The following is a 20941-nucleotide window of genomic DNA, read 5'->3' on the forward strand; positions in this document are numbered from 1 at the left end:
GACGAAGTGCAGCAGCACGTCCGGTCCGAGTTGAGACATCGCCGGCTCGGCGGTTTCGTCCGGAATCAGGCTGGCGGCATCGCTGAGCGTCGAGGTGTTCAGGCCGGACAAGCTCGAAAGCCCGGAGCCCACGAGCAGTGGAGCCTGGTAGCAGAAGACCTCATCGACGACTCCCGCGGTGAAGAAGGCACCGAGCACGCTGGGCCCGCCCTCGACGAGGATGTGGCGCATGCCCCGGGCGTGCAGTTCGCCCAGCGCGGCGGTGATGTCGCGCGTGCGCAGATGGACGGTGTCGGGATTGAGCGCCAGGAACGATTCCGGCGGCAGGGACGTCAACCCGAGCACGACGGGCACCGGCTGAGTCTCCAACGGCTGCCCGCCGGGACCCCTGGCATTGAGTCGCGGATCGTCGGCGAGGACGGTGCCGGTTCCGACGAGAATCCCGTCGACCCGGGACCGGAACTGATGCGCATGCTCTCGCGATGTCGCCGAGGTGATCCACTGGCTGGTCCCGTCGGCCGCGGCGACCTTGCCGTCGAGGCTCTGCGCGATCTTCGCAGTCACGAACGGACGTTCGGCGGCAACGGCACGCCGCCACCGGGCATTGAGAGCCAGCGACTCGTCGTGGCCCAAGCCCGAACGGACCCGAACCCCCGCCTCGGCGAGGGTGGCGCCGCCCCCGGTAGCGGCATCGTTGGAATCGGCCGATGCGAAGACGACCTCGAGGATGCCGGCGTCGATGATCGCCTGGGTGCACGGGCCGGTCCGGCCGACGTGATTGCACGGTTCCAGGGTCACGAACAGCGTGGAGGCAGCGAGATCGACGCCGAGGTCGATGGCCGTGGTGATGACGTCCACCTCGGCGTGGGGGCTGCCCGCACCTGCATGGTGGCCGACGACGACCTGCGATTCCCGCGTCAGGATCGCGGCTCCCACCAGCGGATTCGCGCCTCGGTGACCGCTGCGCGCCGCCTGCAGGGCAGCGGACATCGCGGTCGTTTCGAGATCGGTGAACCCCGCGTGCATGAAAAAACCTCCCGTGCCGATGCCGGGAGGGAGAATATTGCGGGTGCAACTATCAGGGCGTGCGATCATGTGCGCCGGTGCACTGGAATGCACCGAATCACAGCGACCGCGGTCGCCATGCTCCTCCCATCCAGACTCTGACTGTCGGTTTCGGAATTTCACCGAATCAGCTGCCTGCACGAATGCAGTCAGGTCGCGGACTATCACCGCCGGTACGGATTTTCACCGTCCCCGGAACATGTGAAAACAGACTAGCACGACCCTCGCCGAGGCGGCCATGACGTCCGTCACATGAGATCGGCAGGTGCCCTGCCGTGGTGTCGCCGGGCGGGAGGCATCCTGTCGCGGGTGGACTCAAGTGGGGCGGGTGCACTGGAGGGGTTCCGCGAGGTAGGCGGGTGCTTGCGGTTTTGCATAACCAAGGTATATAACTGGGTTATGGATGATGTGGATTCAGCGGAGCTCGTCACTGGCCTTGTCGTCGTCTCTTCGCGCCTGACCAGGGCGCTGAGGCGAGTGATCGGCAATGAAAGTGAACTTGTCACATTGCGTGCGCTCGGCGTGGTCGAGCAGTACCAGCCGGTGCGAGTCGGGCATTTCGCTCAGGGCTATCTGTGTTCTCAGCCGGCTGCGACGAAGGTTCTCGCCAGGCTCGAGGAAGCCGGATACGTCCTCCGTGAAGCCAGTGCGACCGACCGGAGGGCGTCACAGTTCTCACTGACCGATGCAGGCCGCGCGAGGCTGGCCGAGAATCGCTCCATTTTGGCTGAACGGATGGAGCCCTACTTCGAAGCTCTGACTCCCGAGGACCGTCTGAGCGTCCATCGTGCACTGGGCCTGGTTTCGCAGTATCTGCAGGATCAGCATCCGGTCGACGCCGAGGAGGTCCAGCAGGACGAGGCGCAGGCCGGCTGACGGCGGCCAGCCTCGGCGGCAATCACATCGACGCAACGAATCACGACATATCGACGAACACATCACAACATCTCGATGAAAGGGTGCGCAGGAACAGCAATGAGCGTGTCACCAGGGAACGAAGCACAAAATGACGGGGAGGGCGCGGAAGCATCTATTCTGCGTCAGCCACGAGCGGTATGGGCGGTCGCGTTCGCCGCGGTCATCGCGTTCATGGGCATCGGGCTGGTTGACCCGATTCTGCCCGCGATCTCCGCCGAGCTCAACGCTTCGCCGTCGGAATCGATGCTGCTCTTCACCAGCTACCTGTTCATCACCGGCGGCATGATGTTCTTCACGAGTTTCGTGTCCTCGCGGATCGGTGCGAAGACGACCCTGCTCATCGGCCTCGTCCTCATCGTTGCGTTCTCCGCCCTGGCCGGATTCTCCGGAAGCGTCGATCAGATCATCGGCTTCCGCGCCGGCTGGGGGCTGGGCAACGCCCTCTTCATCTCCACCGCGCTCTCGACCATCGTCGGTGCTGCCTCCGGTGGCGCGGACAAAGCGATCATCCTCTACGAGGCGGCCTTGGGAATCGGCATTGCGACCGGTCCGCTGCTCGGCGGTCTGCTGGGCGGAATCTCCTGGCGCGGACCGTTCTTCGGCACCGCCGTCCTCATGGCCATCGGCTTCATCGCCATTGTGATCCTCCTGCCGGGAGGGAAGTCCGATGCCGGCGGCGCCACGACCTCACCTGAGCCGATCAAGCTCAGCGCCACCTTCCGTGCTCTCGCCCGTCCCGGCATCTGCGTTCTGGGCATTGCGGCGCTGCTGTACAACTTCGGATTCTTCATCCTCCTGGCCTATAGCCCTTTCCCCGTCGAAGCGGCCGCCGAGAAGATGGGCATCGAGAACTTCGGCGCCATGGGCCTCGGCTATGTCTTCTTCGGCTGGGGCATGTGCGTGGCGATCACCTCGGTCTTTGGTGCACCGATCCTGACGAAGCGCATGGGTCGTCGCCGCAGCCTCGTCGTTGCACTGACGGGACTTGCTGTGCTGCTGGCCGTGATGGGATTCCTTGTCGAATCATTCGTCGGCATCATCGTCTGCGTGATCGCCGCCGGACTGATTCTGGGCGTGCTCAACACCGTCTTCACCGAATCGGCGATGGAGGCCACCGACCTGCCTCGACCCGTCGCCTCGGGCACGTACTCGGGCGTGCGCTTCATCGGCGGAGCCGTGGCTCCGATCGTCGCGGGAGCCGTGTCCGAATCGATCAGCACCGGTGCGCCGTACTTCTTCGGTGCCGCGTCGGTGCTCCTGTCCGTCGTAGTGATCGCGATCGGCTGGAAGGCACTGCGCCGAGTCGACGGCCATATTGACGAGTCCCCGGTCGACGAGGCCTACGCCCTCACCGGGGGAGATGCGTGAGGTTCTCGCTCCGGTCTTCGCTCAGCTCCGCAGACGCCTCCGGGAGGCGGCGATCATCAGCAGAATCAGCACGAGCGATCCGACCATCCACCACGGGTTGACCAGTGACGCGGTGACGAAGATGGCGGTGGCGACAGGCCCGTACCCCACGGCCTCGAACTGCCAAGCGAGGATCATCAGAACCGAGATGTCCCCGGCCGGCGTCGGAATCGGGGTCGTCATCTGCGGCGGCAGCGGGCCCTTGGTCGCGGAGTGGATCCGAGCCAAAGCGATCTGAATCAGTCCCAGGACGATGGCCCCGCCGAGGCTGGGGCCCAGGAACCCGACATCGCCGTTCACGAGGTACCCCAGAACTGCAGTCAACGGCAGGCTGAGGAACAACATGAGCAGGATGTAGGCGGCACCTGTCCGTACCAGCAGCGCGCCTGCGCTCAGCCGGAACAGTGCCACTGAGCCGGCGGTCTCGACCGCGAACTCGACGCTTTCTACAAAGGACCCGAAGCCCCAGTAGATGGCCGAGAGCGCTGCAGCGAGGACGACCCCGATGATCACAAGATCAGCCCGGGAGGTGTCGATCAGCTGGGCCAGCGAGATCCCGTAACCGAGGAGCAGCGCGCCGACGGCGATGAGGAAGACACCGAGGTACGCCCTCTGACGTGTTCTCCAGGCGGCCAGCCACAGCCCCCACGGTGTGCGCGGGATCGAGGCGGATAATCGTCGTGGGAGCACCCGCGTGCTCCGACCGTAGCTGGGGGCGGGCCGATGTTCACGGCTCGCCGCACTCCAGTCACCGGTCTTGGTCAAGGTGGAAGACGCCTCGGCGAGCGCGGAGTGTTTGAGCACGGTCTCCGTGCGCAACCGTCCGAGGCAGAACGGAACCAGCCACGGAGTCGCGACCACGAGCACGCCGAGCTCGAGAATCACCGCGCTCGAGAACACATCGTAGTTGACCGACAGGACGCTCGTGACGCTGAGGACGACCGCGTACCCGGTGGTGAGGAATGGGACCTTTGTCTGCCCCAGAAGGCGAGCGTTGGACACGGCCACACCGAGTGCGAAACCGGCGATGCCCATCCAGACGACAGTGCTCACCGGCCAGTGCATTGCAATGGAACCGGCGATGCCGAGGATCAGACCCAGGAGAGCCAATGCCAATGTCGAGGAGAGAAGAGCCCTCAGCGCGATCGGGCCCAGGGACTTCCATCGTGATTGCGGAGACTGCAGTCGCACCATGGCTTCGAAGCGGCCCGGTGCGATCGGTCCGCGGATCCCGCCGACGACGATTGCCACCAGGGTGGCGAATCCGAAGATGAAGATGATCCAGTTCGTCGCCTGCGGTGCGGCCAGGGCAGGAGCGATGAGCGGATGCGTGATCACCACGACCAAGACGTTGACGAGCATCGGGGCGAGGAAGATCGTCAGCAGCGCGATGACGTAGACGGCCATCGTCGTCGACCCGAAGGCTCGCCCGATTCCCGCGTGGCGGGACCTGACGAAGGCCCCAGCGCCGCTGCCGCTCACGAGAGTCCGGTCGCATCGCGTGTGAGGTGGAGATATTCCTCGCCGAGGAGGTCGATGACCTGCTGAGAGTGGCTGGCCAGGACCAGCGAGGTGCCGTTCTGGGAGCGTTTCTCAAGAACGGTGATGAGGAGATCGAGTCGTGTGGAGTCGAGGCGCTGTTCGGGCTCGTCGAAGACGAGCAGCTGCGCAGGCCGGACGAGGACCATCGCCAGCTGCATGAGCTGAGTCTGGCCCGAGGAGAGTTCGTGGGCGAATCGTTCGGCGAGGAAGCCGATCTCGAGTTCCTCGAGTTGACGCAGCGCCGCCGCGTGCGGATCGGGCAGTGACCAGCTCATGGCGATGGCCTCGAGGTGCTCGGACACGGTAAGTTCTCGACTGATGGGTGCCCGGCCGATGAGCCCGGTGACGGCGGTACGGAATTCCGACTTTCGGTCGTCGGGTGCCAGCCCGCAGACGGTCACCGTTCCCTGTGTCGGTGACAGGAGTCCGGTGAGGGCGGACAGCAAGGTCGTCTTCCCACTCCCGTTGTCGCCGCCGATGACCAGATTGTGCCCGATTTCCAACGAGATGTCCGTCGGTGGCAGCAGGGTGAAGTCGCCCGTGGAGACGCCGAGTCCGTTAGCTCTGATGGCCGATCCGGCATCTGCGGCCAGCGCCTGCGAGTCTGTCGGGCCCGAATCCCTTCGGCTGGATCCGGTCGATCGGTTCATGGGATGGTCCTTCGCTGATGAGACTGCGTGTCCAGCGTACTCGACAGGCAAGCGTGGGTCTCAAGGGACCGGCCTGGTCAGAGAGGTGATGCGGGCCGACCTGGTGTGCACGGCTTCCCGTTCCAGATCTGCAACGAAGCCGATACGGGAATCTCGGCTGTTGTGTAGCACAATTGGTATCGCACTTGATTGCACCACTTCATTGCACAGCGAATCTATTCCTAACACGAAGGTCATCATGTCCTACGATGCGAACAGCGCCTACAACGCGAACAATGCCTATCCTTCAGGTCCCGGGACTCCCGGCCCTTCGGCGATGGGCCCTTCGGCGATGGGCCCTGACGGTCAGATCCGCGGAGCTTCCAGCCCCGAAGACCTCTCCCTTCCGCTCTACGGCGCATCATTCGGCCAAGCCGTCAAGCGTTTCTTCAAGAAGTACGCCACCTTCTCGGGGCGCGCCTCACGCAGCGAATACTGGTGGGTGTATCTCTTTCGTTTCCTGGTTCAGCTCATTCCGATGATTCTCGTCATCATCGGTTCCGTTCTGGTCAGTGGTCCGGCTCTCGCCGATCCGTATGCAACGACACCACCTGAGCCTTCCGGGCCGGGCCTGGCGCTGCTCCTGATCGGAGGCATCCTGTCCGTTCTCCTCGGGTTGGCAATGATCATTCCCACGCTTGCGGTGGCATGGCGTCGTCTGCACGATGCGAATCTCGCCGGACCGTTCTGGTTCCTCAGCCTCATTCCGAGTGTCGGCTCGATCATTGTGATCGTGCTGACCATCCTGCCTCCCAAGCCGGAGGGTCAGCGCTTCGACGTGTGATCGTCGCAGCGTGACCGCCTGAGCGGGATATCACTGGAGGATCCGCGTCTCGAGCAGACGAGCAGACGTGAAGCTGTCGCATGCATACCCTGCATGCGGCAGCTTCATGCTGTGGCACGGGTTCTAGTGCAACACGGTCGCTGCTGGTTCATGCACCCCGCGGCGCAGGGCACCGCTGCTGCCAACTCATACAGTTCGTTTCGCACGACGCCCCGGGGCAGACACCCCCTACCGCTGCAACTGTAGGAGGTATGACTCGCGGGGCGCTGTGTTGAGAATCCGAGGCTTCCATCAGCACCAGGCGGTGTCTCCGCCGGGCACCGTCAGGCGGCGGAGATGCTGGGGAACCAGGTGACGATCGCGGGCACGCAGATGAGAAGCACGATGAGCGCGAACTCGATGAACAGGTACGGCACCGCTCCCTTGATGATGTCGCCGATATCGAGTTCCGGCACCACCGACTTCATCGTGTAGAGGTTGAGGCCCACCGGCGGAGTGATCACCGCAGTTTCGAGAGTCACAACCAGAATGACGCCCACCCAGATCGGGTCGTAGCCGAGCGTGGTGAAGATCGGCAGAACGATCGGTGTGACCACAAGCAGCAGCGAGGCCGCATCGACGAGGCAGCCCAGCATGGCAATGATCAGCAGCACGATGATCGCGATGAGCACCGAGGGCAAGTTCAGCGAACTCACCGCACCAGTGATGGCTTCCGGGGCCCGGACGACGACGAGAAGCTGCGTGAAGGCGAACGCCGCTCCGACGATGATGAGCAGGCTGCCGGAGATCTTCGTCGTCTCCACGAGGATCTTCTTGATGTTCGTCCAGGTCAGGGCCCGGTCAATCAGACCGACGATGAGTGCTGCACCGATGGCGCCGATCGCGGCGGCCTCTGTGGCGGTGGCCAGGCCGGTGTAGATCGAACCGAGGACGATGATGATGAGCACCATGGCGGGAACGATCTTCACCAGCGAGGCGAACCTCGACGACCAGGTGATCACCTCCGTCGTCTTCGGGGCCAAGTCCTTCTTGATCGTGGCGACGAGGATGACGAAGCCCATCATCAGCACGGCCAGGAGCAGGCCCGGGATCAGCCCGGCAGCGAAGAGCTCTCCGACGCCGGCGCCGCTGATCGACGAATAGAGGATGAACATGAGGCTCGGCGGAATGAGCATCGCCAATGCGCCGGAGGCGACGACAGATCCCGAGGCAAGAGCGGGGCTGTAACCACGGCGCAGCATCTCCGGGACAGCCATGCGACCGACGACTGCGACCGAGGAGATGGACACGCCCGACATTGCACCGAAGACGGTCGAGGAACCGACCGATGCGAGTGCAAGGCCGCCGGGGATCCGCGCCAGCCATTGATGCGCTGCTCTGAAGATCGCCTGGCCCAGGCCGCCGACGACGAGGATTTCGCCGAGGAGGATGTACATGGGCGCCGCCACGAGGGAATAGTTCTCCAACTGGCTGACGAAGGCGATCGGCATCTGCTGAATGCCGGAGAAGCCCTCGACGAAGAAGAGCCCGAGCAGCCCGGAGACACCGAGGGCGATGAAGATCGGTGTGCGGATGATGATGAGGAAAAGCAGGAGGATCACTGCTGCGGTGACGACAAGAGCTTCAGTCATGGGTGCCCCCTCGGGCAGTATCGGTGGTGTCATCCTCGTCTTCGGCAGCAAGTGCCGAGGTGCGGGTCTGCCAAGGTGTGAGGATGACGACAAGCGCGAGCACGAGCAGGCCGACGGCGACGACCGCGTAGTCGATCCACACGGGAAGATTGAAGTTTCCGGAGGTCCGCAGCCCTCCGGCGAGGAAGTTCGCCGAAGCTCCTGCCGCAGTGAGTCCGACGACGATGCTGAAGAGCAGGGTGGCGGTGTTCGTGATGATGTCGGCGACGAGTTTCCCTCGCGCGCTGAATTTGCGGTAGAAGAGATCCATGGCGATGTGTGATCGCTGGGCCGCGATATTGGGAACGGCGAACATGACGATGATGACGAGTCCGAGCATGCACACCGGCAATGACCACTCGAGCGGCTGCGCGAAGATATAGCGCATGATGACGTCATAGCCGGTGACCAGCATGACGATGACGATGATGACCCCGGAGAGGACCCGCATCCCTGCGGTGACGGCCACCAGAGCATCAGCGAGGGGCCCGAGAACTCGGTTGTTCCGCCTCGGCGATTTGGACGGTTGGTGGAAGATCGGACGCTGCTGCGGTTCATTGCTCATGCGGACCTCACCAACTTGAGTGCCTTATCGACCAGTTCGGGATCGTCGACCTTCTGCTTCCACCATTCGAGGACCGGAGTCGTCGCCTTCCGGAACGTTGCTATCTGCTGCTCGTCGAGTGTGAGGAGCTCGACTCCCGAGTTCTCGATGATCCCGCGATACTTGTCCTCATGAACAGCGACCTGATGGTCCGTTCCCTGCTCGGTCAGCTTCCTGCCGGCGCTGTGGAGTGCTTCTCGGGTCGCATTCGGCAGAGAGTCGTACCAATCGACATTGGCGTACGCGTCGACGCTGTAGTCGCCGAAGTGAGCTTCGGTCCCGTAATTGAGGACGTTCTGCAGATCGCGGGAGATGACCGTCCCCATGTAGCTGACCATGCCGTCGATCGTTCCCCGCTCGAGGGCCTCATAGAGTTCGGCCGACGACATCGACACCGGCGAACCGCCGAGAGCTTTGACCATCTCGCCTTCGACCTGCCCGGCCGTGCGGATGCGCAGACCTCGGACGTCCTCGGGCTTCTCGATCGGACGGTCGACGGTGAACAGCCATTCGGGGGTAGTCGTGATGGATCCGAGGGAGACAAGTCCGCGAGGGCGCAGGGTCTCATTGATGAGTCGTGACAGGGGACTGTCGTAGGCCAGTGCTCGTCGGATCTGCTCGAACCCCTCATTGACGAAGGGAAGCTCGTAGACGCCGAGGATGGGGTAGCTCGTCGAGACGTAGGAACTTGTCTGCACCACCACGTCGGCAACGCCCTGGATCAGTCCGGGCATTGTCTGTGCGGCGTTGAGCAGTGTGCCCGAATCGTAGAGATCGACGCTGACTCCCTCGGCCTTGGCCGCGGTGTCGACGAACATCTCGATGCCGGGAAAGAGATCTTTGTACGAGGGTGTGAGGTAGGTGGCGACCCTGATGTCGGATGCCGAACGTCCGCCCCTGGTCAGGGGGTTCGTTCCGACTGTTCCGCACCCGGCCAGCAGCAGCGGAAGGCCGGCCAGGGCCAACATGCTGCGCCGGCCGACTGGAATGCCGGTCATTGCTTTCGAAGTGGAACGGTCCATGTGAATCTCCTCCTTGAAATTTCAGGACCAATGATGGTTGCAGCAGTGCTCAGAAGGAGCGCGGCATACCCAGGACGTGTTGTCCGACGAACGAGAGGATCATGTTCGTCGAGATCGGCGCGATCTGGTAGAGGCGGGTCTCCCGGAACTTCCTCTCGATGTCGTACTCGGTGGTCACTCCGTAGCCGCCATGGGTCTGCAGCGCGGTGTCCGCGGCCTTCCACGAAGCGTCGGCGGCCAGGAGTTTGGCCATGTTCGCTTCGGCACCGCAGGGCTGACCTCCGTCGAAGAGGTCGGCTGCCTTCCAGCGCATGAGGTCTGCTGCTTCGACGTCGATGTAATTCCTGGCGATGGGGAACTGCACTCCCTGATTCGCGCCGATCGGGCGCCCGAAGACCTCGCGCTCGCCGGCGTACTTCGACGCTCGATCGACGAACCACCGGCCGTCGCCGATGCATTCCGCGGCGATGAGGATGCGTTCGGCGTTCATCCCGTCGAGGACGTAGCGGAATCCGTGTCCTTCTTCTCCGATGAGCGCCGAGGCGGGGATCCTCATGTCGTTGAAGAACAGTTCGTTCGTCTCATGGTTGACCATGGTCTTCAGGGGACTGACCGTGAGTCCTTCCAGCTCGCGGATGTCGATGATGAACAGCGAGAGCCCGCGGGACTTCTTCTCGACCTGGTCCAAGGGCGTGGTCCGAGCGAGCAGGAGCATGAGATCCGAGTGCTGGACGCGGGAGATGAACACCTTCTGGCCGTTGACGACGTATTCGTCGCCGTCACGGACCGCTGTCGTGCGCAGACTCGTCGTGTCCGTTCCCGCAGTGGGTTCGGTGACGCCGAATGCCTGCAGCCGCAGTTCGCCGGAGGCGATTCCGGGCAGGTACTGCGCGCGCTGTTCATCGCTGCCGTGGCGCAGCAGGGCGCCCATCGTATAGAGCTGGGCGTGGACCGGGCCTGCGTTGCCGCCGTTGCGGTTGATCGTCTCGAGGATCACCGAGGCGTCGCCTAGTCCGAGACCGAGCCCGCCGTATTCCTCCGGAACCAGAGCGCCGAGGCAACCTGTCGTCGTCAGGGTGTCGACGAAGGCTTCGGGGTAGGCTTTCTCCTCATCCATCTGTCGCCAGTACTCATCCGGAAAGTCGGCGCAGATCTGATTGACCAGACCGCGCAGATCATTGCGGACATCGGTGGTGTTCTCGATGGTCATGTTTCAGTTCTCCTCTGATGTTGTCGGTGTGCTCGCCTCGGCGCGGGGGCCGAACCCTCTCCGGTAGACCATGACGGTCCGCTCGAAGCTGACGACGACCTCATCGCGCTGATTGAATCCCTCGGTCGCCACGCTGACGATGCCCACGCTGGGCCGAGAGCTCGACTCCCGCCGGTCGAGGACCGTTGTGCGTGAGTGCAGGGTGTCGCCTTCGAAGACGGGGTTGGGCAGTTTGATCTTGTCCCAGGCGAGGTTGGCGAAGACGTTCTGGGACACGTCGCCGACGGTCTGCCCGGTGACGAGGGAGAGCGTGAATGCGGAGTTCATCAGAGGCTGACCGAATTCCGTCTTCTTCGCGTACTCGTGGTCGAAATGCACGGGCGCGGTGTTCTGCGTCAGCAGCGTGAACCACATGTTGTCCGTCGTCGTCACTGTCCGCCCCAGCGGGTGTTGGTAGACATCGCCGATGACGAAGTCCTCGAAGAATCGGCCGTGCCAGCCGGTGTGCGTGGTCATGATTGCGCTGTCCTTTCGGTTGCGGATTCGGTGTCAGCCGGCGAGAACTCCGCCAGCACCGACCTGGTGTGTTCGCCGAGGCGGGGCACGGTTCCGTACTCCCGCCCCTGCGGTCCTGGTGCCCAGGGTGGAAGCAGGGTGCGGACAGATCCGACCGGAGTCGGAGTGTCGATCCATCGGTCACGAGCCAGGAGCTGCTCATGGTCGGCGAGGTCGGTGATTCCGTTGAGTCGGGCCACTGCGATGTCAGCGTCCTTGAGGAGTGCGAGGGCCTCGACCTGGCTGAGTTGCGACAGCCGGGCGCTGATGATCTCTTCGAGCAGTTCGGCATTGCCGACGCGTGAGTGCTGCGAGTCGAAGCGTTCGTCTGCGGCAAGTGCCCGATCGGCCATGACGATCTCGCAGAAGCGCGCCCATTCCCGCTCGCTCTGCACAGCGAAGAGGATGATGTTTCCGTCTCCGGTGGCGAAGGCGCCATAAGGGGCGATCGTGGCATGTGACGTGCCGCGGCGGGCCGGTTCTCTGCCGCTGTGGAGCGCATAGTGCAGGGGATAGCCCAGCCATTCGGAGAGAGCGTCGAAGAGGGAGATCTGCACAGGTTCGGCCTGGCCGGTGCGAAATCGATGGAGCAGAGCGGCAAGGATCGACGAGTAGGCGTAGCTTCCGGCGGCGATGTCCGCGATCGAGATGCCGACCTTGGCCATCATGTCGCCATCACCGGTCAGTGAGATCATTCCGGTCTCGCCCTGAATGAGCAGGTCGTAGGCCTTCGCATCGGCCATCGGCCCGGTCTCCCCGTAGCCCGAGACCGAACAGGCGATGACGTTCGGATGTCTGATCTGGACGGACCTCGGATCCAGTTCGGCACGACGGGCGGCGGAGGGCGAGAGGTTCTCGATGAAGACATCGGCTCCGGCAATGAGGCGTTCGAGAGACGCTTTTCCGCGCTCGGACTTGATGTCGAGGGTGACGGACTCTTTGCCCCGATTGAGCCAGAGGAAAGCCGACGACAGGGTAGGAGCGTCTTCTGCCTCGGCGGGCAGAGACGCCGAGTCGGCCTGTGCAGCGGCCGAATCGCGTGTCACAGTGCGGTCGTAGCCGCGGGCGAAATCGCCTCCGTCGGGTCGTTCTATTTTGATCACCCGGGCTCCGAGGTCGGCCAATTGCCGCGACGCGAACGGTGCGGCGACGGCCTGCTCGAGGGCGACGACGGTGATGCCGGCCAGCGGGAGGTCCTTGGTGGATTCGGTGCTCACGACAGGGCCTCCTCGGCAGGGGAGACCGAGGCCGCAAGCGCCTCGGCGAAGGTGGTCATGGATGACTGTGCGGACAGATTGCGCAGGGCAGAATAGGTCTGGTCATCGGTGGTGAGTCCGGCAAAGGTGAGGCAGTTGTCGAACTTCGCCCTGAGCCGGTGCTCATCGAGTGGCCGAGTGGCATGCCCGCGCGGGCGGTCGACTCGCTGCGTGCGCGTCTGCCCGTCCTGGGTCGTCACCGTGACGACGGCGTAGCCATCGGTCCACTCGGCCGCGCCGATCGGCGGCAGAGCGTTCGTCACCGAGGTGATCCGAGGGATGAGGTCCTGCGCTGCGCTGCGATTGACGCCGTCATCGGTGAACGACTGCGGAGTCAGCTCATGGTCGACGAGCATCGCTGCCAGCGCATACTCCATGCTGAACTTTCCTTCCAGACCCGTGACCGGGTGGTGGTGGATGAGAGGGACCAAACCTCCCGGCTGAACACAGACCTCGACGGTGGCGACATCGTCGGCTCGCAGACCGGACTCGATGAGATCCGAGACTGCGTCCGCCGCGGCCTGGATGTAATAGCAGCACGGGTAGGCCTTGATATTGAGGCCGATCGGCTCGATCACGGACTCATCAACGATGACCTCGCCGCCCGAGGCCGCGCACTCGCGCTCGCCTGAAGCCGCGCCTTCGCGGTTGCCTGCGTTGGGCTCCGGCGAATGCAGGGAGAGGAAGCCCAGCGGACTCTCCAGCTGCGAATCGTCGGAAGTGAAACCACCTTCGGCCAGCAGCGCGGCGATGACGGCGTTGCTGGCTGCTGTTCCGGCATGCAACGGTTTGGTCATCGTGCCGAAGTTCTGCCGGCTGCCGGCGGCAAGCGACCCCGCGACGCCGAGGGCGTGACGGGTGGCAGTGGGATCAAGCCCGAGGAGACGGCTTGTGGCCACTGCTGCGGCGACGGTGCCGATTGTCGAAGTCGAGTGCCAGCCCAGCTCATAGTGGCCGTCGATGCCGATCTCAGCTGCGATGATGCGTCCCGCGATGACCCCTCGAGCATAGGCGTCGATGACAGACTCCCCGGGCAGATCGCGTGCTGCGCTCAGTGCCAGAAGGGCGGATACGAGGACAGCGCTCGGGTGGCTGATCGTGGCATCGTCGACGTCGTCGTAGTCGAGCGCATGTGCGGCCAGGCCACCGAGGAGGGCGACGGTCTGCGGAGCAGCACCGGTGGAATAGGGAAGCCCGAGGATCGGCGAGCGGGACAGCTCCGGGGCGATTGCCCGACTTGCGATCATCACCGCGGGTTCGCCCTGAGCCGCGATGGCACAGGCAAGCGTATCGACGAATGCACGTTCTGCAGCGTCGCTCGTCTTGGTCGGATGCGGATCCTGCCACGTCGTCGCCAAATGCGTCAGTCGGTCGGTCAGACCTTCCGCAGCGCCGTTGAGCTGAGGTGCCGGGTGCATGTCGGCGACAGGCGACAATGGGGTCGATTCTCGGTGCATCTGATGCGGCTCCTTTGCCGGGTATGTGCAGCAGCGACTAGCGTTCCGCTAGATGGAACGCTGTTCCGTTCCTGGTTTATCATTGACGAGGTATCGTTCAAAGTCAAGGCCCGCCTATATGGCAAGACGGCGACAGAAAGCACGAAGGAGTGTCACGTGACCGGTTCGAATTCGGCAGGACCGATCCGCAGCGTTGCCAATGCACTTCGCATCATCGAAGCGCTGGCCGCGCACAAGGAGATCGGAGTCTCGGAGCTCGCGCGCAGGCTGGAAATGCCCAAGACCTCGACCCACAGGAGTCTCGAGACATTGGCTCATGCTGGTTGGGTCACCTCGACCGGGGAGGATCAGGTTCGCTGGTCACTGACGAATCGCGCGCTCATCGTCGGTCTCAGCACCGCCTCGGCGGGCAATCTCACGGAGCTGGCCGTGCGGGAGATGAACGCCGTGCGCGACGTCGTAGGAGAGACGATGCACCTGCTCATGCTCGATGGACTCGAGCATGTGGTCGTCGCCAGGGTCGATGGAACCAATCCGATCCGGACGTTCCTCGAGCTCGGCACTCGTCCGATGTTCCACTCCACATCGAGTGGCCGGTCCCTGCTGTCCGTCATGGACGAGGCCGATGTGAGCACGGTGCTCGATGCGGAGGCGCGGGAGGAGGACTTTGACCGCGCCGAGGTGTTCGAAGAAGTTCGCCTCACGCGTGAGCGCGGGTATGCGCTCAACCATGCGGAGTGGCGGACGAACATCGCTGCTGTCGGCGTTCCCGTAGTCACTCAGCAGGGCGTCCCTCTTGCCGCGATCTCCATTTCGATGCCGCTGACGAGTTTCCTCGAACACGATCACGAAAAGGTGGGCTGTCTGCTCATCGATGCCAGTGCTCGCATCACCGAAGCACTGATCGGCTAGCAGCGCACCCCGCCGCTTCCGAAACGCCCTGCCGACTGCACAGCCTACCGCCGCAGATGGAGGGCGTAGAACTGGTTGGGCGTGATGCTCCCCGCGGCGATGCTCCCAGCAGAGGTGCGCAGTCCGTCGCGCTCAGTCGGCCTTCGCTGCGACCGTGCTCAGCTCGCAGCGGCCGAGGGGGAAGTCTTTGCGTTCGCCGACCGTACGAACGACCACACCATGGCGCAGAAGACGATCGCCCAGACGGTCAGTGCGATCCAGTACCACTGAGAGCCGATCCACGAAATGATCGGGACATCGTCGACCTTCCCTACATTGGTGCTTGCCACGGAGTACATGCCGAGTGGGAAGACCATGCTCCACAGTCCCGCCGAATAGCCCAGGGGGATTCGGCGGCGCAGATGCCGCCACAGGCCTGCAAGGACAAGTGCGGGGATGAGCCAGGTCGAGATCGACCACAGGATCGCCGAGACGCCCGCCATGATGACGGTCGTCGCCGCGAAGATGGGTGATGTCCCGCCCTCGAGGATCTTCGATCCTGCGACCACTGTAATGGCCAGCGCGCCCATCATCACCCAATACGGGGCATCGAGATCCTCGGGGCCGATCCGATGGAGCAGAGCTCGCATTCCCACGAAGACCGCGCAGGCGAGGTAGAGGCCGACGCCGACACTCCAGGCGATGACCGCGATGACTGCAAGCACGGAGCCGAGGCCGACTTCCGCGGCTGGGGTCGGAAGGTTCGCCTTCAGCCCGGATGCTGCGACGGCAACGGACTGAGCTGCGACCACACACACAAACCAGGTGCCGTTGACCTTGGTGAGGATGGGCGAAGTCGACGAGCCGAGAACGGCGGAGAAGGGAATGAGATAGCCCAGGATGAGCCAGGCGAGAAGGCCGATGCCGAAGATCACCAGCGCGATGCGGAAGTGTGCTTGGCCCTCCAATGCGGTTGCGAGAACATTGGTCGCTGCGACGAAGGTGAAGAATCCGAAGGCCTTCGACGGGTTGTGCAGATCGGCATGCAGCTCATCGTTGTGCGAACAGGCGCGCCACACGACCAGGGCCAGAAAGAAGACATAGAGGATCACAGCCAGCCAGAACAGGACCGTCGAAAGAACCGTCAGTCCCTTGAGGTGTGCACCGACGGACATGATGCCGGTGGCCATCACCGAGGCGAAGCATCCGGGGGTGACCGTGCTCGGGCTCAGCCCCCACCTGCTCTGCAGATGCATCAGGCTCGTCTCTCCATTGCTCATTCCTCCATTATCGACACATTGTGGGATTGCAGACATTCGGGGCGTTTCCGAGCACATGTCCGGATTCGACGACTATAGTTACTTACCAGTAACATGATGGACGCCAGGCGGACCCGACTGGAAGATGCCCATGTGGCGTAGTGTGCTTGCCAATGGAGCGTGATTGGCCGCGCTTGATGGCATCAATGGCCGGCACGACGGATCGACAGAGTCGCACACCCTGGGAGCAGTAGGAATGCAGAGCACTTCGCAGACGCTCACCGATGAAACGGATCGGACTGTGAGCCAAGTCAGCCTCCGCGATTGGGGGATGTCAGGAAAACACGGCAACGTGTTCTCCGGCATCGACCTCGACGTGTCCCCCGGGGCAGTCGCGATCATCCAGGGCCCTGCTGGGTCCGGCAAGACGTCCCTGCTGCTGTCGATCGCAGGGCGCATGCGCGTGACCTCAGGAGAGGGGCATGTGGGCGACCTCGACATTCGCAAGCAGGCCCGGCGGGTGCGCGAGACGGTCAGCGTCGGCCACGTCGCCGGCCTCACCGACCTTGAGAACGACTTCACCCTCGCTCAGCACATCGCCGAGCGACTCATCATGCTTCAGCCCTGGTACAAACCGTGGGTGTCGAAGTCGTCCCTGCGCGAGGTCGTCGACGTCATCCGCAATACGTTCGACTCCGCCACCGAGGTGCTCGACCGCCTTCCCGAAGGCAGATTCTCCACGTCGGACGCCAAGGACGCCGACTTCCTCATCGACGACGAAGGCAAGGCCTTCGTCTCCGAACTCAGCCAACTGCAGAAGTTCCTCCTCGAGCTCGGCCTCGCGAGCCTCGCGCAGGCACCGGTCGTCATCCTCGACAATATCGACTACCTGCGTGAACGCGAGGACCGAGCCCGTGCTTGGGCGGCAATCCTCATCTACCAGGATCTGCGCAGAGATCGCGACCCCGACAACCCGCTGACGGTGATCGCCTCCTGCGAAGACTCCTCCGATGTCGACCTCGTCCTCGACGCTCTGGAGTCACAGGTCTCGCCCACGTCGGTCAGTGAACTTCCGCTGACCCGGCATCCCCGACACTGAGGCTCGCTCCTCGATCGCCGCGGCGCACCGCCCGGCTTCCACCAGCTTTTCGAATCCGCTGACGACAATAAGGTGTTTCTTCGATGTTCTCTCTGCCTTGGCTCGAACTCTCACGGTTCAAACGGCATACCATCACTCGTCTGGCGATCATCGTCATCGCTGTCATCCCTGCGATCTACGGCGGCCTGTACCTGGCTTCCAACTGGGCGCCGACCGACAACCTCGACAAGCTCCAGGCCGCCGTGGTCAACACGGACGAAGGCGCAGAGAGACCGGACGCCGACGGCGAGAAGCTCCAGGCGGGCGATGAGCTCGTCGACAAGATCACCCCGAAGGGCGAAGGCGGATTCGACTGGCAGGAGACATCGCAGAAGGAGGCCGATGAGGGGCTTGCCGAAGGGAAGTACTTCGCAGTGCTCGAGATCCCCTCGAACTTCTCCGAGCGACTTGTCTCGACCGGAGGGGACGATCCCGAGCAGGCGGGACTGAACCTGCGCACCGACGATGCGCACAACTTCATCGTGGGACAGATGGCGGGAACGATTCTCAACGAGATCAAATCAGGACTGAACGAGACCACGACGGCCGACTACGTCACCGAGGTCTACCTCGGTTTCAACGACATCCATTCCTCCACAGAGCAGGCCGTCGACGGCGCCAACAAGCTCAATGACGGTGCGAGCGACCTCCACGACGGAACGGGTGAACTCTCCGACGGTGCCCACACACTGGATGAGGGGGTCGGGACGCTGCAGACCGGCATCGGTGATCTCGACGAGGGTGCCGGAGAGCTCGAGAAGGGCAGCGGTGACCTGAGGAGCGGCGCGGACAAGCTGGCCAAGAGCACCACCGAGGCGAAGAACGGCGCGAAGAAGCTGTCGACCGGGGCCGGACAGGTCGCCGACGGCACTTCACAGCTGCGTGACACCTCTGACGAGGTCACGGAGAAGGCCGAGGACCTCCGTGACCGGGCTGATGACCTTGTCGAGGGAGCGCGACCGAAGCTGAACAATGCGGAGGATGACTTCGAGTCGGCGCGGAAGACCGTGAACGGCGACTTGGATGATCGCGTCGCTCAGTTGCGTGAAGATTATCCCGATGATCCGAATGTGGCGAAGCTCGCTGATGACATGGATCGCCTCGGCGGAGATCTCGACAAGGCTCACGGGCGTGCCTCAAAGGCGACGGATGAGGCCAAGGATCTTGAGGATCCGGTCAAGAGCGCCGTCGACGACGTCATGAAGAAGATCAGGGAGGCCGACAAGAAGATCGGCAAGCTCGACGACGGTGCGCAGAAGGTGGCCACCGGAGCCGACGACCTGCATTCGGGCCTCATCAAGCTCGACAAAGGTGCAGGCGATCTGGCCAAAGGAGCCGGCGACCTCAACGACGGCGCCATCCAGCTCAAGGACGGAACCGAACAGGCCAAGACCGGCGTTTCCGACCTCAAGGACGGATCGTCACAGCTCGCCGACGGTTCGGACGATCTCGACAAGGGCGCGAAGAAGCTCGTCGACGGCTCTGGAGAACTCGCCGACAAGCTCGCCGAGGGGCTCAAGCAGATCCCGACCTACGACAAATCCGACCGCGAGGATCGCTCCGACGTCGTCGCGGTGCCCGTCGATGCCGAGAAGCTCAAGGACAATGCCGTGGACGCCTATGGTGAGGGTCTCGCCGCGTTCTTCGTTGCTCTGGCGCTGTGGATCGGCGGCATGATCACCTACATGGTCATCAATGCGATCCCGTATCGGGCGCTGATGTCCTCGGCGAAGTCTGCCCGCATCGCCTGGGCCGGCTACGTACCCGGCCTCCTGTTCGGAGTCGCACAGGTGGGCGTGCTCTACGGAGTGCTCACCTTCGCCCTCGACTTCTCCGCCGGATCCTGGATCTGGACCCTGCTGTTCTCGATTCTCGTGGCAGCCAGCTTCCACGTAGTTCATCAGCTCTGTGTTGCGGCCTTGGGGGGTGTGGGCAGATTGGTCGCGCTCGTCCTGCTCATGGTCCAGATCGCCTCGGCCGGCGGAACATATCCTGTGCAGACGGCACCGAGCATATTCCAGATCATCTCGCCATTCCTGCCGATGACGCACGCGGTCAACGGCCTGCGGACCCTGATCGCCGGAGGGGACATGTTCATCGCTGCTCAGTCCGCGGTGGTCCTGCTGCTGATGACCGCGATCTGTCTGGTGGCGACCGTGATGGTGTGCGGGAAGAAGCGCATGGTCACGCTCACCCAGCTGCATCCGAGCCTGACTCTCTAGCCCTCGCCGAGGTGGTCGTGGCCTTCGCCCGCGGTGCCACTTGAGGGGCAGGGCGGCCTCAGTCCTCGTCGAAGTAGCGCAGGTACCTCTGTGGGTCGTGGAGGAAACGGCGCCAATGATCGACCATGTCGAGGCGTTCCCACGTGCTCTCGGTCAGGCCCCATTCGCCGACCTCGACGAGTTTGGCTCCTTCTGCTCGAGCGAGGATCGGCGAGTGTGTGGCCATGACGGTCTGCAGCCCCGCGCGATCGCGCTCGCGGACGAGCTGCAGAAGGGTCAGCGAGGCGGTGAATGACAGTGCACTCTCCGGCTCGTCGAGGATCCACAGTCCCATATCCATGAACCTGCCGGAGAGCATCTCGACGAACATCTCGCCGTGCGACTGCTGCGAATAGGAGTGGCCGCGCCCGGCTCCGATCTCCATCAGGTAGGCCATGTTCTCGTGCATGGTCTCTGCGCGGAGGAAGAATGCTCCGCGTGTCGACGCTGCCCCGCGGACGATCTGCACATGGTCGCTCAGTTCGGGGACCGCCTCGGCGTGGTCACGGAGTTCCCATCCGGTGCCACCTCCGTGCGGCAGCTCCAGGGCGGTGGCCAGCGCTTCGATGAGGGTCGACTTGCCCGAGCCGTTCTCACCGACGAAGACGGTGGTGCGATCGAACTCGAAGCCATCGAGGAAGTCGCGCACGGCAGGGATGTCGCGCAGCCAGGGGCTGAGCTCGGGCGGCGAATGCGCGTGCTTGGTCACTGATCGCAGCGGCAGATCGACTCGGGACTCCATGTCATCGAATGTAGACGACGGCACGGACACGGCCAGCGTCAGGGCCCCGCACCTATACTGACGGAATGGACGAGCGAGCTGTCGAACTGCTGCGTCGACACGGCTGGAGACCCGGCGATGTCCTCGGCGCAGGGATGGAGGGCACGGTTGTCGATCTGTCAGCCGATGAAGTCGCCAAGATCTGGCACGACAGAGATGCGGTGGAGTCGGAACCACTTCTGCGTTTCGGAGCGGCTGTGGAGCGATCGCCGATTCCCTTCCGTTGTTCTCGGACGCTCGAGATTCTCGACGAGGACAACCTCACAATGACGATCGAGCGAAAGGTCAGCGGCAGTCCGCTGCGCCTCGATGCCGTGCCGGACGCTCCGCTGGCCACCGCTGACGAGGCGCGTCTCATGGGTGATGCCTTGGCCGGTCTGTCCACAGCACGTGCCGGAGACCTCGACGCTCTTCCGATCCTTCCCGGCGAGG

19 protein-coding genes and 1 riboswitch are annotated in these 20941 nt (G+C 63.6%); of the genes, 7 read left to right on the forward strand and 12 right to left on the reverse strand.

What is annotated here, in order from left to right:
• On the reverse strand, window positions 1-1026 hold a 1026-nt coding region (ribD, locus tag L0G76_RS06485), incomplete at its 3' end, for a bifunctional diaminohydroxyphosphoribosylaminopyrimidine deaminase/5-amino-6-(5-phosphoribosylamino)uracil reductase RibD (protein ID WP_304356496.1).
• A gap of 114 nt (window positions 1027-1140) precedes the next feature.
• Window positions 1141-1269, reverse strand: a riboswitch (FMN riboswitch).
• Window positions 1270-1464: 195 nt separating this feature from the next.
• On the opposite strand from ribD, the gene L0G76_RS06490 reads away from it, so the two are divergent.
• The gene (locus tag L0G76_RS06490; RefSeq protein WP_304356497.1) at window positions 1465-1941 is read left to right on the forward strand and encodes a MarR family winged helix-turn-helix transcriptional regulator; all 477 of its coding nucleotides are present in this window, start codon (window positions 1465-1467) and stop codon (window positions 1939-1941) included.
• Window positions 1942-2040: 99 nt separating this feature from the next.
• Entirely contained in the window at window positions 2041-3351 is a 1311-nt protein-coding gene (locus L0G76_RS06495; RefSeq protein ID WP_304356498.1) for an MFS transporter, read from the forward strand.
• Window positions 3352-3372: 21 nt separating this feature from the next.
• Here the strand turns inward: L0G76_RS06495 and L0G76_RS06500 are convergent, their stop codons facing one another.
• Together L0G76_RS06500 and L0G76_RS06505 are read right to left on the reverse strand one after the other, a co-directional pair.
• Window positions 3373-4872, reverse strand: coding sequence for a hypothetical protein (locus tag L0G76_RS06500; RefSeq protein WP_096178319.1), 1500 nt, complete (start codon window positions 4870-4872; stop codon window positions 3373-3375).
• A complete protein-coding gene (locus L0G76_RS06505; RefSeq protein ID WP_096178322.1) occupies window positions 4869-5582 on the reverse strand; it encodes an ABC transporter ATP-binding protein in 714 nt (237 codons plus the stop codon). Before L0G76_RS06505 ends, L0G76_RS06500 begins: the two co-directional genes overlap by 4 nt.
• Before the next feature lie 331 nt (window positions 5583-5913).
• Here L0G76_RS06505 and L0G76_RS06510 point away from each other — a divergent pair, with 331 nt between their 5' ends.
• Entirely contained in the window at window positions 5914-6405 is a 492-nt protein-coding gene (locus tag L0G76_RS06510; protein ID WP_096178443.1) for a DUF805 domain-containing protein, read from the forward strand.
• 323 nt (window positions 6406-6728) lie between these two features.
• On the opposite strand, the gene L0G76_RS06515 is transcribed toward L0G76_RS06510, so the two are convergent.
• The 7 genes from L0G76_RS06515 to L0G76_RS06545 are packed head-to-tail and all read right to left on the reverse strand — an operon-like array spanning window position 6729 to window position 14179.
• Window positions 6729-8036 (reverse strand): TRAP transporter large permease, encoded by a 1308-nt coding sequence (locus L0G76_RS06515; RefSeq protein WP_096178325.1) that lies wholly within the window; start codon window positions 8034-8036, stop codon window positions 6729-6731.
• Window positions 8029-8640 (reverse strand): TRAP transporter small permease, encoded by a 612-nt coding sequence (locus L0G76_RS06520; protein ID WP_096178329.1) that lies wholly within the window; start codon window positions 8638-8640, stop codon window positions 8029-8031. The genes L0G76_RS06515 and L0G76_RS06520 overlap by 8 nt, the downstream gene beginning before the upstream one ends.
• Window positions 8637-9701 (reverse strand): TRAP transporter substrate-binding protein, encoded by a 1065-nt coding sequence (locus L0G76_RS06525; RefSeq protein ID WP_096178331.1) that lies wholly within the window; start codon window positions 9699-9701, stop codon window positions 8637-8639. Before L0G76_RS06525 ends, L0G76_RS06520 begins: the two co-directional genes overlap by 4 nt.
• A 49-nt stretch (window positions 9702-9750) precedes the next feature.
• Complete coding sequence (locus tag L0G76_RS06530; RefSeq protein ID WP_304356499.1) at window positions 9751-10911, reverse strand: acyl-CoA dehydrogenase family protein; 1161 nt, start codon at window positions 10909-10911, stop codon at window positions 9751-9753.
• 3 nt (window positions 10912-10914) lie between these two features.
• Window positions 10915-11427, reverse strand: a complete 513-nt coding sequence (locus L0G76_RS06535; protein ID WP_304356500.1) for a MaoC family dehydratase — start codon at window positions 11425-11427, stop codon at window positions 10915-10917.
• The gene (locus L0G76_RS06540) at window positions 11424-12683 is read right to left on the reverse strand and encodes a CaiB/BaiF CoA transferase family protein (RefSeq protein WP_096178338.1); all 1260 of its coding nucleotides are present in this window, start codon (window positions 12681-12683) and stop codon (window positions 11424-11426) included. The genes L0G76_RS06535 and L0G76_RS06540 overlap by 4 nt, the downstream gene beginning before the upstream one ends.
• A complete protein-coding gene (locus L0G76_RS06545; RefSeq protein WP_096178341.1) occupies window positions 12680-14179 on the reverse strand; it encodes an MmgE/PrpD family protein in 1500 nt (499 codons plus the stop codon). Before L0G76_RS06545 ends, L0G76_RS06540 begins: the two co-directional genes overlap by 4 nt.
• A gap of 156 nt (window positions 14180-14335) precedes the next feature.
• Here L0G76_RS06545 and L0G76_RS06550 point away from each other — a divergent pair, with 156 nt between their 5' ends.
• A complete protein-coding gene (locus L0G76_RS06550; protein WP_165771658.1) occupies window positions 14336-15091 on the forward strand; it encodes an IclR family transcriptional regulator in 756 nt (251 codons plus the stop codon).
• 158 nt (window positions 15092-15249) lie between these two features.
• On the opposite strand, the gene L0G76_RS06555 is transcribed toward L0G76_RS06550, so the two are convergent.
• On the reverse strand, window positions 15250-16350 hold the full coding sequence (locus tag L0G76_RS06555; RefSeq protein WP_165771659.1) for a tellurite resistance/C4-dicarboxylate transporter family protein: 1101 nt from the start codon (window positions 16348-16350) through the stop codon (window positions 15250-15252).
• 280 nt (window positions 16351-16630) lie between these two features.
• Between L0G76_RS06555 and L0G76_RS06560 the strand changes: the two genes are divergently transcribed.
• Window positions 16631-17428: an ATP-binding cassette domain-containing protein gene (locus L0G76_RS06560; protein ID WP_240518492.1), complete on the forward strand. Its 798-nt coding sequence runs from the start codon at window positions 16631-16633 to the stop codon at window positions 17426-17428.
• Between the two features lie 83 nt (window positions 17429-17511).
• Window positions 17512-19689 (forward strand): YhgE/Pip domain-containing protein, encoded by a 2178-nt coding sequence (locus L0G76_RS06565; RefSeq protein WP_096178352.1) that lies wholly within the window; start codon window positions 17512-17514, stop codon window positions 19687-19689.
• 58 nt (window positions 19690-19747) lie between these two features.
• On the opposite strand, the gene L0G76_RS06570 is transcribed toward L0G76_RS06565, so the two are convergent.
• Entirely contained in the window at window positions 19748-20470 is a 723-nt protein-coding gene (locus tag L0G76_RS06570; protein ID WP_096178355.1) for an AAA family ATPase, read from the reverse strand.
• Window positions 20471-20535: 65 nt separating this feature from the next.
• Between L0G76_RS06570 and L0G76_RS06575 the strand changes: the two genes are divergently transcribed.
• The coding region (locus tag L0G76_RS06575) for a hypothetical protein (protein WP_304356501.1) at window positions 20536-20941 on the forward strand (406 nt) is incomplete at its 3' end.

It is taken from the genome of Brevibacterium picturae (assembly GCF_030453725.1).
Taxonomy (GTDB): domain Bacteria; phylum Actinomycetota; class Actinomycetes; order Actinomycetales; family Brevibacteriaceae; genus Brevibacterium; species Brevibacterium sandarakinum_A.